Source organism: Hyphomicrobium sp. (assembly GCF_019744875.1).
Classification (GTDB): domain Bacteria; phylum Pseudomonadota; class Alphaproteobacteria; order Rhizobiales; family Hyphomicrobiaceae; genus Hyphomicrobium_C.
On sequence record NZ_JAIETU010000005.1, the window covers coordinates 153,050 to 165,888 of the forward strand.

Below are 12,839 nucleotides of genomic sequence, written 5' to 3' on the forward strand. Positions count from 1 at the left end.
CCGGAGCATCGCCCGCCCATGACGCCGACGGCTCGCGCCAACATCTATACCGTGGAAGCCGGGCGTCCGTTTCTGGAGAGCCTTGCTTCGGCGCTGCTGGACGGCCGCCTGCCCGCTGAGGGAGGCCCTGCGCCGACGGCGCTCGACCTCGCCCGCGTGACGCTCTACCTGCCGACGCGGCGCGCCACGCGCGCGCTGCAAGATGCGTTTCTGCGCGTCGCGGGCGGGCGCGCGCTGCTGCTGCCAAAGATCGTGCCGATCTCGGAAGGCGAGGAGGACCTGTCACTCATCGCGGGCGCTGCGCGGAGCGAGACGACATCGGGCCTCGCTATCGCGCCCGCCATCGGCGAACTCGACCGCCGTCTCGTGCTGACGAGCCTCATCCGCCGCTGGACGGAGGCGATGCATGCGGCGCGCGGCGCCGAGAGCGACGGAGAGCCGTTCGCGGCCGCAGGCGCCAGCACGCCCGCCCAGGCCGCGGTGCTGGCCAAGGAACTCGCCAACCTCATGGACATGGTCGAGACGGAGAACGTCTCTCTCGACGGTCTTGCCAAGCTCGTGCCGGAGACGTTCTCCGAGCACTGGCAGAAGACGCTGACGTTCCTCGAGATCGTCACCGCTTACTGGCCCGCGCATCTGGCCGAGCAGGGTTTGATCTCGCCCGCCGCGCGCCGCAATGCCGTGATCCGCGCTGAGGCTGAACGCCTCACGCTGTCGCCGCCGAACGCCCCGGTGATTGTCGCGGGCGTCACGGGTTCGATCCCGGCGACAGTGGAGCTGATGCGCGCGGTCGCGCGGCTACCGAACGGCGCCATCGTGTTGCCGGCGCTCGACACGGAGCTCGATGCGGAAAGCTGGGACGCCATTGGATCAAATGCGTCGTTCAGCGCGTCGTCGAGCGCATCCAAGGATCGCCATCCCGAGCATCCGCAGTACGGCCTCAAGATGCTGCTCGACGCGCTCGGCTGCGCGCGCGCGGATGTCGCATCGCTCGGCGGGCGGCCGTCGCCACAGGTGCGCGCCCGCAATCGGCTGGTGGCGGAGACCATGCGTCCGGCCGGCACGACGGAGCGTTGGGAAACGTTTGCCGCGGCTGCGCGCGCCAATCCTTCGGCAAGCGCGCCGTCGGGTCTCAGCCTCATCGAAGCGCCGACCGCGCAGGACGAAGCGGAAGCAATTGCGTTCATTCTGCGCGAGGCGGCGGAAACGCCGGGCCGTACGGCGGCGCTCGTATCGCCCGACCGGCTGCTCGCGCGGCGCGTTGCGATCCGTCTCGAAGCTTGGGGCATCAAGGTCGACGACTCGGCTGGACGGCCGCTCATCAAGACACCGCCGGGCGCGTTTCTGGATCTCGTCATCAACGCGGTATCCTCGCGCTTTGCGCCGGCAGACGTGGTGGCCTTGCTCAAGCATCCGCTGACGCGTCTCGGCCTCGATCCATTTGCTGCACGACGCGCGGCGCGAGCGCTCGAACTCACAACGTTCCGCGCGCCGTATCTCGGCGACGGCCTGGACGGCATCGAGGCCGCATTCGAAAAGGCCGCCGCTGCGCTAGGTCGCCGCGAGCGTGCACATGCGGCCGTCAAGCGGCTGTGGACCGAGGACTGGCAAGGGGCGCGGGATCTGCTTGCGCGCCTGAGGCAGGCATTCGGCCCGCTCGTCGCCGTCTACGACAGCGCAGACACGACGACGCTGCGGGATGTGGCGCGCGCGCACACGACTGTGGCCGAGGCGGTGGCGCGGCTGCCGGAAAACTGGGACGCTGCAGAGGATGAAAGCCCGCTGTGGCGTGACGAAGCGGGCGTAACCGCGGCGCGCTTCCTCGCCAGCCTCATCGACGAGCATCTGCCCGAAGTGGATCTCAAGGCGGCCGACTACGCGGATCTCTATCGCAGCCTTGCGTCCACCGAAACGGTGCGCCCGCGCGGCCCGGTGCATCCGCGCCTGTTCATCTGGGGTCCGTTCGAAGCGCGCCTGCAGCAGACCGATGTGGTCGTGCTCGGGTCTCTCAACGACGGCACGTGGCCGAAGTCTTCCGATCCCGGCGCGTGGCTCAACCGGCCGATGCGCGAAGCGCTCGGCTTGCCGTCGCCCGAGGAGAAGATCGGCCAGTCCGCGCACGATTTCGCAACGCTGCTGGCCGCGCCCGAAGTGATCCTGACGCGCGCCGAAAAGAAGGACGGCGTGCCGACCGTGCCGTCGCGCTGGCTTTTGCGCCTCAAGGCGCTGCTCGACGGCATGGGACAGGCCAACGCGCTCGAACCGCGCCTGCCGTGGCTGGCCTGGGCGCGCCGCCGCGATGCGGTGGCGGCCGTGCCGCGTCTTCCCGTCCCCGAGCCGAGGCCGGCCGTATCCCAGCGGCCGCGCAAGCTTTCGGTCTCGCGCATCGAAACCTGGATTGGCAATCCCTACGCCATTTTCGCGCGCGAGGTGCTGGGGCTCGAACCGCTCGATCCGCTCGGCCAGCAACCCGGGCCTTCCTTGCGCGGCAGCATCATTCACGACGCGCTTTCGGAATTCGCGAAGACGTATCCCGACACCTTGCCCCGCGACATCGAGCGGGAGCTGGTTCAGTTCGCGCGGGCTTCGCTCGACTCCTACGCGGCGCACCCGCGCATCGCGGCATTCTGGATCCCGCGCTTCGAGCGCTTCGCGGCCTGGTTTGCCGCGACTGAGCCACGGCGGCGCGAGGACATCCGCAGGGTGGCCGCCGAAGTCTCGGGCGTGCTGGTGTTCGCCGCGCCCGCCGGGCCCTTCACGCTCACGGCGCGCGCCGACCGCATCGACATCGGCGACGACGTGCTCGTCATCTCCGACTACAAGACCGGCTCGCCACCGCCCGATTCAAAGGTGATGGCGGGTGTCGCGCCGCAGTTGCCGCTCGAAGCGGCGATCGCGCTCGACCCTGATCTCGGGTTCGACAAAATCGCCAAGCGTCCCGTGGCGACGCTGCGCTACATCCGCGCCTCGGGCGGTGAGCCGCCGGGCGACGAGCGCGACGTGAAAAGCCGCGACATCGCGGCGCTCGCGGCCGAGACGCTGGATGGCCTCAAGCGCCTCGTTGCGCGCTTCGACGACGTGCGCACGCCCTATCGGCCCGTACGGCGCGCGCGCTTCGGCTACGATTACGATGACTACGCGCACCTGGCGCGGGTGGCCGAATGGTCGTCCGGCGCATCGCTCAGCGAGGAGGCTTGAGCATGTCGGACCGCATGGCATCCCTGCAAACGGAACTCGACCGCACGACGCGCCGGCAGGCCGACGCCGCCGATCCCGCCGCCTCCGTGTGGGTCAGCGCGAACGCGGGCACGGGCAAGACGCACGTGCTTACGATGCGCGTGCTGCGCCTGCTGCTGGCCAACACGCCCCCGCAGCGTATCCTCTGCCTCACCTATACGAAGGCGGCAGCCGCCGAAATGTCGAAGCGCGTGTTCGACAGCCTCGCCCGGTGGGTGATGTTGCCCGACGCCGAGCTTGCCCGCGTGCTGCGTGAGTTCCTCGGCCGCGACCCGAGCACCGATGAGACGGCGCTGGCGCGGACGCTGTTCACGCGCGCCACCGAAACGCCGGGCGGCCTTGCCGTGCAAACGATCCACGCCTTTGCCGAGCGGTTGCTACAGCGCTTTCCGCTCGAAGCGGGCGTGACGCCGGGCTTCAGCATTCTCGACGACGATACGGCGCGCAAGCTGATGCGGGAGGCGACCGATCACGTCATTGGTGACGCGGCGCGGTCGCGCGCGAGCGTGCTCGGGCGTGCGCTCGAAACGGCCATCGCCTATGCGGCCGACGACCGCTTCGACGACATCCTGGGCGATGCGTTGCGGGAGCGCGACTGGCTCGAAGCGGCGCTGAGGTTACCGGCGGCGGCACCGGGCGCTGCCGATGGCCTCGACGCCGTGGACGCGCTCTACCGGCGCCACTTTGGCGTTCGGCCGAACATCACGCGCGCCGCAATCGAAGCGGAAGCCGCGTCCGTCATGGGGCCGCGGGACCTCGACCATGTGCGCATCGTTCTCATGGGCGGCGGCAAGACCGACCAGGGCATGGCCGCGCGCGTTGCCGACATCCTGGCCGCCGCGACCGACCGCGAGCGCGCCTCCGCGCTCTCGGGCCTGTTCCTCAAGAGCGACGGGGAGCCGCGCGAGAAGTTCCTGACGAACGCTCTCAAGGCGAGCAATCCCGAAGTGGACGCGATGCTGTCGCGCGCGCAGTCGCGCTTCCTCTCGCTCTGGGCCGAGCAACAGGGCGCGGCGGCCGTGGAAGCGACAATGGCGCTGATGCGTCTCGCCGATGCCGTGCAACAGCGCTACACGGAAGCGAAGGTGCGCCGCGCGGCGCTCGACTTCGACGATCTCATCGCGCGCACGAAGGGCCTGCTCTCGTCGCGCGAACAGGCCGCGTGGGTGCTCTACAAACTCGACAACGGTCTCGATCACATTCTCGTCGACGAGAGCCAGGATACGAGCCCCTCGCAATGGCGCGTTGTGGAGGCCATGGCGACGGAGTTCTTCTCCGGGGATAGCGCGCGCGAAGATGTCGTGCGCACGCTGTTCGCGGTCGGCGACGAGAAGCAGTCGATCTACTCGTTCCAGGGTGCGGCGCCGGAAATGTTCTCGCGCATGGGCGACCGGTTCGAGGCTTTGGCGGCGAGTGCAGGCCAGCCCTGGCGGCGCATCCCACTTACACTTTCGTTCCGCACCGTCGCGCCTGTGTTGGAGGCTGTCGACAGCGTGTTTGCCAATCCGCTCCGTACGACCGGCATCGCGCCCGCGCCGCATATCGCCAAGCGTCTCGGCCACGCGGGGCTCGTCGAGGTCTGGCCGGTCGAGCCGCCCGCGGACGTCGCCTCGGTGGACGCGTGGTCGCCGCTCGACGAGACCTCCGCGGACGCGCCGGACGTGCGCCTCGCCAATCGCATCGCCGACACGATCAAGGGCTGGATCGACAGCGGGGAAAAGCTCGACTCCACCGGGCGGGCGATCGAGCCCGGCGACGTGCTGATCCTCGTGCGCAAGCGCCAGCCGTTCGCGACGCCCATGGTGCAGGCGCTCAAGGCGCGCGGCATTCCGGTTGCAGGCGCGGACCGCATGCGCCTCACGGAGCAGATCGCGGTGCAGGATCTTCTCTCGCTCGGCGATTTCCTGACATTGCCGGAAGACGATCTGGCGCTCGCAGAGGTTTTGAAGAGCCCGATCTTCGGGCTCGACGATGCCCACCTCACGACGCTCGCGTTCGACCGCGCCGATCCCACGCAACGGCGCAAGCGGACACTCTGGAAGGCGCTGCTGGACGCGGGCGAGCAGGAGCTCGCGTTTGTCGAGGCGGCCACAACGCTCAAGCGCTGGCGCAAGGCGGCGGACTTCCGCCCGCCGTTCGAGTTTTTCGCAGACCTTCTCGACCGCGACCGGGTGCGCGCCAAGCTGATCGCGCGGCTGGGGCCGGACGCCGCCGATCCGCTCGACGAGTTCCTCAATCTCGCGCTCACCTATGACGACGGCGCGCCGCCGTCGCTGGCGGGCTTCCTCGCCTTCATGCGCGACGGCACGCGCGACATCAAACGCGACATGGAGCACGGCCGCAACGAGGTGCGCGTGATGACCGTGCACGGCGCCAAGGGCCTCGAAGCCCCGATCGTGTTCCTGCCGGATACGTGCAGCGCGGGCTCGGCGGCGAGCCAGGGCGGGCGGCCGATCCGGCTCGACATGGAGCGTCCGGCCGGCATGCCGCCGCCGTTCGTTTGGCCGGTCAAGGGCACCAGCGATCTGGCGCAGATCCGCGACGCGCGCGACAGCTTGCGCCTGCGCGAACGCGAGGAGCGCGACCGGCTGCTCTACGTTGCGATGACGCGCGCGCGCGACCGGCTTTACATCGCGGGGTTCGCGGGGCCGCGCGGGCCCGAGGCCGGATGCTGGTATGAGCTCGCGCGCGCGGGCCTCGACGGCACGCTGGAACGCACCCGTGACGATCAGGGCCGCGAGGTGCTGCGGCGCGCGTCTCCGCAACTCACGGGTGCAGAGGCGCCAAAGGGCGCCTTGACCGCCGTGCGCGCGGCTGCCGATCTGCCCGCCTGGGCCGCCACACCGGTGCCGCGCGAGGCGCAGCTCACCGTGCCGCTCGCGCCGTCCCGCCTCGCCCCCTACGACACCGACGACGAGGGCGAGCCGCTCGCCGCGCCGCCGCCGAAAGACCGTCAGGCCAAGCCCGCCGCCACCAGCCCGCGCGGATCCGAACAGAACCGCTTTCTGCGCGGTACGCTGACACACGCGTTGCTGGAGCATCTGCCGGGGGTGCCTCGCGATGCGTGGCCGCGGGCGGCAGACGCCTATCTCGCCGCGCACGGCCAGGGTGTGTCGCAGGCCACGCGCGCGAGCATTGCGGCGCAGACCATCGCCGTGCTGGGCGATCCGGCCTTTGCCGAGGTGTTCGGTGCGCAGAGCCAGGCGGAGGTTCCGATCGTGGCCGTCATCCCGCGCCCGGATGGCGTTGCCGGTCCGCCGCTCCGGATCACGGGGCAGATCGACCGGCTGGCCGTACTCGAGACCTCCGTGCTGATCGTCGACTACAAAACCAACGCGGCCGCGCCGCGCACGCTCGCGGGGGTATCGCAAGCCTATCTCTATCAGCTTGCCGCCTACCGGTTGGCTGTACAGGAGATCGTGCCCGGCCGTACGGTCAGAGCTGCCCTGCTCTGGACGCAGGGGCCTCATCTCATGGAAATTCCAGGAGAAATTCTCGATTCAGCCACTCAGGAGCTGTGGCGGCTGGACACTCTGGCACCGTGAGTCCGCCTTGACGACCTGAGGGGGCATTCTTACGTTCACGGTCCGCAGGCCCGATCCTTTTGGGCCGCAGGCCCCGGGCGCTCCCGCGCCCGTTGCGCCGCAACAGGAGACACCCATGACTGCACTCGTAAACGATCAAACGTTCGACGCTGAAGTTCTGAAGTCGAGCGAACCCGTTCTGGTGGATTTCTTTGCTGAGTGGTGCGGTCCCTGTAAGGCGATGGCGCCGGCGCTCGAGCAGGTTGCGGCCGAGCAGAAGGGCAAGGTGAAGGTCGTCAAGATCGACGTCGACCAGAGCCCGGGTATCACGACCCGTTATGCCATCCGCGCCATGCCGACGCTGATCATGTTCAAGAACGGCCAGGTGGCCGGCCAGCACGTCGGCGCGCTCGTGCAGAAGCGCAAGCTCGAAGAGTGGATCGGCCAGCAGATCGGCGAGAGCATCGCCAAGGCGTAAGTCGCGCGCACTCAGATTGCTGAAACCGAAAAGGGCCTCTCGCGGGGCCCTTTTTGTTTGCTCGTTCGGTTCGGCTCGTGCGGCTCAATTGGCCTGCGGCTCGACGCCTTCCTGCAAAGCCAGGACGTGGCCGGCGAGGTAAAGCGAGCCGGTGACGAGGATGCGCTTCGGGCCGGGATGCAGCACGTCGATGCGCCGGAGCGCGGCCTCGACAGACGACGCCGCCTCGGCGCTGAGCGAGACCGACAGCGCCGCCTGGGCGACCCCGTCAGGCGAGAACGGGGCTTCGTGCGCGCCGGGGATCGGCACGCCGATGACGTGTCGCGCGAGGCCACGGAACGAGCCGAGGAAGCCGGCCGCATCCTTGAGCCCCAGCATGCCGACGACGAGATAGAGCGGCTTCGGAGAGCGTTCCTCGAGGTCGGCCAGCGACTGGGCCAGGAACTGACCGGCCGCCGGATTGTGCCCGCCGTCGAGCCACAGCTCCGCGCCCGGATGCAGCAGAGACGGCAGCGGGCCGCTGTCGATGCGCTGCATGCGCGCCGGCCAGCGCACGGTCTCGAGGCCCTGCTCGATGGCCTGCTCGTCGATGACGACGTCGGAGAGCTCCAGCGCGGCGGCGACGGCCGTTCCGGCGTTGATGATCTGGTGGCGACCGATGAGGGCGGGCAGCGGCAGGTCGAGAAGCTGGTCTTCTTTCTGCACGACGAGGCGACTGCGCTGCTCGAAGGCGTCGAAGTCCTGGCCCCAGACGATGAGCTTGGCGCCGACGCGCGCGGCCGTATGGGCGATCACCTCGTGGGCGGCGTCTTCCTGCTGCGAGACGATGCAGGGCACGCCGCGCTTCAGGATGCCGGCCTTTTCGAACGCGATGGCCTCGATGGTGTTGCCAAGCTTGTCGGCGTGGTCGTGCGAGATCGGCGTGAGAATGGTCAGCGCCGGGCGGTCGATGACGTTCGTCGCGTCGAGGCGTCCGCCCAATCCGACCTCGAGCAGCACGACATCGGCGGGCGTTTCGGCAAAGGCGAGGAAGGCGGCTGCGGTCGTGATTTCGAATTGCGTGATGTCGTCGCCGCTGTTGACGGCGAGCGTGCGCGACAGGACATCCACCAGCTCCGCTTCGCCAATCGGGCGCGTGATGCCCTCAGACACGGCCAGCTCGATGCGCTCATGAAAGCGCACGAGATGGGGCGAGGTATAGACGTGCACGCGCTTGCCGGCTGCCGTCAGCATGGCCTTGAGGTAGGCCGTCACGGACCCTTTGCCGTTGGTGCCGGCGATGTGGATCACGGGCGGCAGCTTGGTATGCGGATTGCCGAGCTTGGCCAGCAGCCGCTCGACGCGGCCGAGCGACAGGTCGATGAGCTTCGGATGCAGAAGCTTCATGTCCGCGAGGAGCTGTTCGCTGGTCAAAATGTTGAGCCCCTCCTCTGCGCCTCGTCAGCCTCCGCGACAATCCGCGAGACGAAGGCCAAGGTCGACAGAAATCGCCGTGACGGAATGCCGGAATTAGTTCTTGGGCGGGTTGCCCGTGGTGCCGGCGCGCGTACCGGAGGTATCGCCCTGACGCTCGGTCGACGCGTCGGCCGGCTTGGCGACGAACCGCTGCGCATCGTCGACGGGTTCGACCTCGATCGGCGCCTGCTCGATGAGCTTGCCGTCGGCGAGGCCATTGGCCTGCGCCTTGCCGTTGCCGCGGCGCGCCTTGGTCTTGTCGGCCGTGGCCGTGCCCGACGTGAGAAGCCCGCAGATCCGGCTCAGCGTCTCGCGCATCTTGTGGCGGTGCACGACCATGTCGATCATGCCGTGGCTGAGAAGGTATTCGGCGCGCTGGAAGCCATCCGGAAGCTGCTCGCGGATGGTCTGCTGGATGACGCGCGGGCCGGCAAAGCAGATGAGCGCGCCAGGCTCTGCGATGTGGACGTCGCCGAGCATGGCGTAGGAGGCCGTGACGCCGCCCGTGGTCGGGTCGGTGAGAACGACGATGTAGGGCAGCTTGGCTTCGCGCAGGCGCTGGACCGCAATGGTCGTCCGCGGCATCTGCATCAGGGACAGAATGCCCTCCTGCATGCGCGCCCCGCCCGATGCTGCAAACAGAATAAACGGCGACTTGATGGCCACCGCGCGCAGCATGCCGGCGATGATGGCTTCGCCTGCCGCCATGCCCAGCGAGCCGCCCATGAATTCGAAGTCCTGCGCTGCAGCCACCACGCGGCGGCCATCCAGCGTGCCTTCGCCGACGAGCAGAGCATCTTCCATGCCCGTCTTGGTGCGCGCATCCTTGAGGCGGTCGGTATAGCGGCGGCCGTCGCGGAAGCGCAGCGGATCCTGCGCCACGGTGAGGACCGACACCTGCTCGAAGGTGCCGCCGTCGAAGAGGCTGGTGAGACGGGCGCGCGAGCCCATCTTCATGTGATAGTTGGATCCGGGGACGACGAACTGGTTGGCCTCGAGGTCTTTGTAGAAGACCATCTGGCCGGTCTCCGGGCACTTGACCCAGAGGTTTTCCGGCACTTCGCGCTTCGTCGTCAGGAAGCTGCGGATCTTGGGCCGTACGACGCTATTGATCCAGTTCACGCTTCACTGCTCCTCGAAAACCCGTTCATCAGTGCCTTGCCGGCGTGCCTTGTGAGCATTGCCGATCCTGGGGCACCGCCGATCGTGGGACACCCTAGAAAAATCCGTATCGCTATCGCAAGCGGACGACCCATCAGCGCGCGCCCGGCAGCCGGTCGATCAGGCGCGCAACGCCGCGCTCAAACCTTCGACCAAACTTAGGACGGACGCGGCCGTATTTCCAGTCGCGCGGCCATCCTGCGTTAGGCTGTCCTCGATGGACCGCACCAGGGCAGATCCGACAACGACGGCGTCCGCGCCTTCGGCGATGGCCCGCGCCTGATCCGGCGTTCTTACGCCAAATCCGACGGCGACGGGAAGAGTTGTCGCGCGTTTCAGGCGCGCCACTTGCAGTTGTACGTCGGCGGGATCGGCGGAGCCAGAGCCCGTGATGCCGGTGATCGAAACATAGTAAAGAAAACCGGAGGTGTTTTTCAGCACGGTCTTCAAACGCTTATCGTCGGTCGTGGGCGTGGCGAGGCGGACGAAGTTGAGCCCGCGCTCGACGGCGGGCAGGCACAGCTCGTCGTCGGCTTCGGGGGGAACATCCACAACAATCAACCCGTCGACGCCGGCTGAGGCGGCGTCATCGAGGAATTTCTCGGCCGGGTAGACGTAGATCGGATTGTAGTAGCCCATCAGAACGATGGGCGTTTCGTTATCGGTCTTGCGGAACTCCCGCACCATGTCGAGCGTGTCGCGCATGGTGTGGCCGGCCTTCAGCGCGCGCAGCGACGACGCCTGGATCGCGGGGCCGTCGGCCATCGGATCGGAGAACGGCATGCCGAGCTCGATGACATCCGCGCCCGCCTTCGGCAATCCGGCGAGGATCGCCTTTGAGGTTTCGAGGTCGGGATCGCCCGCCGTGACGAAGGTTACGAGACCGGCGCGGCCTTGCGCCTTCAGCGCCGCGAAGCGCCGGTCAATGCGCGTTTCGATTGTCTTGGTCAAAGCTTGATCCCCAGATAGCCCGCGACGGCGAAGACATCCTTGTCGCCACGGCCGCACATGTTCATCACCAGCAGATTGTCCTCGGGGAGCGTGGGCGCGAGCTTCGTGACCCAGCCCAGCGCGTGCGACGGCTCGAGCGCGGGGATGATGCCCTCGAGCTTCGCCGAAAGCTGGAACGCCGTCAGCGCTTCCTGATCCGTGATCGACACGTAGTTCACGCGACCCGAGTCACGCAGCCACGAATGCTCGGGGCCGACGCCCGGATAATCGAGACCGGCCGAGATGGAATGGCCTTCGAGGATCTGGCCTTCCTTGTCCTGCAGCAAATACGTGCGATTGCCGTGCAGCACGCCGGGACGGCCGCCGTTCATCGAGGCGGCGTGGCCGTTCTCGACGTCGAGCCCGTGTCCGCCTGCTTCGACGCCGTAGATCTTGACGCTCTCGTCATCGAGGAACGGGTGGAACAGCCCGATGGCGTTCGAGCCGCCGCCGATGCAGGCTACGAGCGTATCGGGGAGACGCCCTTCGCGCTCCAGCATCTGGGCGCGCGTCTCCTCGCCGATGATGGCCTGGAAGTCGCGCACCATGGCCGGATAGGGATGAGGGCCCGCCGCCGTGCCGATCAGATAGTAGGTGTCGCGCACGTTGGTGACCCAATCGCGCAGCGCCTCGTTCATCGCGTCCTTCAGAGTACCCGCGCCGGACGTGACGGGATTGACCTTCGCGCCGAGCATGTGCATGCGCGCGACGTTCGGAGACTGACGGGCGACGTCGGTCGCGCCCATGTAGATCTCGCACGGCAGGCCGAAGCGGGCGCAGACCGTGGCCACGGCAACGCCGTGCTGGCCGGCGCCGGTTTCAGCGATGATGCGCGTCTTGCCCATGCGGCGCGCGAGCTGGATCTGGCCCAGGCAGTTGTTGATCTTGTGGCTGCCGGTGTGATTGAGCTCGTCGCGCTTGAAGTAGATTTTTGCCCCGCCCGGCTTGCCCGCCTTCTTGGCTTCCGCACGGTAGTGCTCGGTCAAGCGCTCGGCGAAATAGAGCGGGCTCGGACGGCCGCCGTAATGGAGCAGGAGATCCTTCAGGTCGGCCTGAAAGGCGGGGTCGTTCTTGGCCGTGGTGTAGGCCGTCTCGAGATCGAGGATCAGCGGCATCAGCGTTTCGGCCACGAAGCGGCCGCCGAACATGCCGAAAAAGCCGGTATCGTCCGGGCCTGCGCGCAGCGAGTTCGCCTTCGCTTCCGTGGTCTTCTGGTCTTTCGAGGCCATCGGCCTTTGTCCTTTCGGTTCGGGCCCCGCGGGAACGACCCGCAGCCCGATGTTTTCACGCTTGATTAGCGGCCTTTGCGGCGCGAAGGAAGCGGCGGATCAGCTCGGGGTCTTTTTCTCCGGGGCTGCTTTCGACGCCCGATGAGACGTCGACAACGGCGGCGCTCGTCAGGGAGATGGCCGCGGCCACGTTCTCGGGTGTCAGGCCGCCCGCAAGCACGAATGGCCCACGGTCCGCGACGCCTTCCAAAATGCGCCAGTCGAAGGCGAGGCCGTTGCCACCGGGGAGCGCAGATGGATCGGCGGGCGGCTTAGCGTCGAACAGCAGCATGATTTGTCCGGAAGACGCGTAGTCGAACGCTGCCCCGACATCGGCGGGCGTCGCCACCGCTACGGCCTTCAAAACGCATGTCCGGCTTCGCGCGCGGATCTCGTTCACACGCGCGATGGTCTCGGAGCCGTGGAGCTGAATGACATCCGGTTTCACGTCCTCGACCACGCGGTCCACGAGCGCATCGTCCGGGTCAACGAGCAGCGTGACCGTACCTGAGTGCCCACGCTGGTGGGCGCGGCTCACCAGCGCGGCCGCCTGCTCGACGCTCACGTTTCGGGGACTGCGTGGATACAGCACGAAGCCGACCAGATCGGCACCCGCATCGAGTGCGGCGTCGAGCGCGGCCTCGGTGCGCAATCCGCAGATTTTCACGCGCGTGGTCATGGTTTCAATCGCTGTCGCAGCGGTTTTTTCGCTGTCGCGGCCCGAAC

General features: G+C 67.9%; 8 protein-coding genes. 3 read left to right on the forward strand and 5 right to left on the reverse strand.

Annotated features, from left to right (window positions below; all coding sequences use genetic code 11):
- Positions 1–18 precede the first annotated feature (18 nt).
- From addB to trxA, 3 genes are all read left to right on the forward strand, one after another.
- Positions 19–3,198 carry a double-strand break repair protein AddB gene (addB, locus tag K2Y42_RS10830; protein WP_291152197.1) on the forward strand — a complete coding sequence of 1,060 codons (3,180 nt, stop codon included), beginning with the start codon at positions 19–21 and terminating at the stop codon, positions 3,196–3,198.
- Between the two features lie 2 nt (positions 3,199–3,200).
- Positions 3,201–6,782: a double-strand break repair helicase AddA gene (gene addA / locus K2Y42_RS10835; RefSeq protein ID WP_291152200.1), complete on the forward strand. Its 3,582-nt coding sequence runs from the start codon at positions 3,201–3,203 to the stop codon at positions 6,780–6,782.
- Positions 6,783–6,897: 115 nt separating this feature from the next.
- A complete protein-coding gene (trxA, locus tag K2Y42_RS10840) occupies positions 6,898–7,239 on the forward strand; it encodes a thioredoxin (RefSeq protein WP_291152202.1) in 342 nt (113 codons plus the stop codon).
- 84 nt (positions 7,240–7,323) lie between these two features.
- On the opposite strand, the gene K2Y42_RS10845 is transcribed toward trxA, so the two are convergent.
- The 5 genes from K2Y42_RS10845 to K2Y42_RS10865 form a co-directional block, all read right to left on the reverse strand.
- Positions 7,324–8,655: a folylpolyglutamate synthase/dihydrofolate synthase family protein gene (locus K2Y42_RS10845; protein WP_291154017.1), complete on the reverse strand. Its 1,332-nt coding sequence runs from the start codon at positions 8,653–8,655 to the stop codon at positions 7,324–7,326.
- 93 nt (positions 8,656–8,748) lie between these two features.
- The gene (accD, locus tag K2Y42_RS10850) at positions 8,749–9,816 is read right to left on the reverse strand and encodes an acetyl-CoA carboxylase, carboxyltransferase subunit beta (RefSeq protein ID WP_291152204.1); all 1,068 of its coding nucleotides are present in this window, start codon (positions 9,814–9,816) and stop codon (positions 8,749–8,751) included.
- Between the two features lie 159 nt (positions 9,817–9,975).
- Entirely contained in the window at positions 9,976–10,806 is an 831-nt protein-coding gene (gene trpA / locus K2Y42_RS10855; RefSeq protein WP_291152207.1) for a tryptophan synthase subunit alpha, read from the reverse strand.
- Positions 10,803–12,074: a tryptophan synthase subunit beta gene (gene trpB, locus K2Y42_RS10860; RefSeq protein ID WP_291152209.1), complete on the reverse strand. Its 1,272-nt coding sequence runs from the start codon at positions 12,072–12,074 to the stop codon at positions 10,803–10,805. The genes trpA and trpB overlap by 4 nt, the downstream gene beginning before the upstream one ends.
- Before the next feature lie 55 nt (positions 12,075–12,129).
- Entirely contained in the window at positions 12,130–12,792 is a 663-nt protein-coding gene (locus tag K2Y42_RS10865; RefSeq protein ID WP_291152211.1) for a phosphoribosylanthranilate isomerase, read from the reverse strand.
- Positions 12,793–12,839 lie beyond the last annotated feature (47 nt).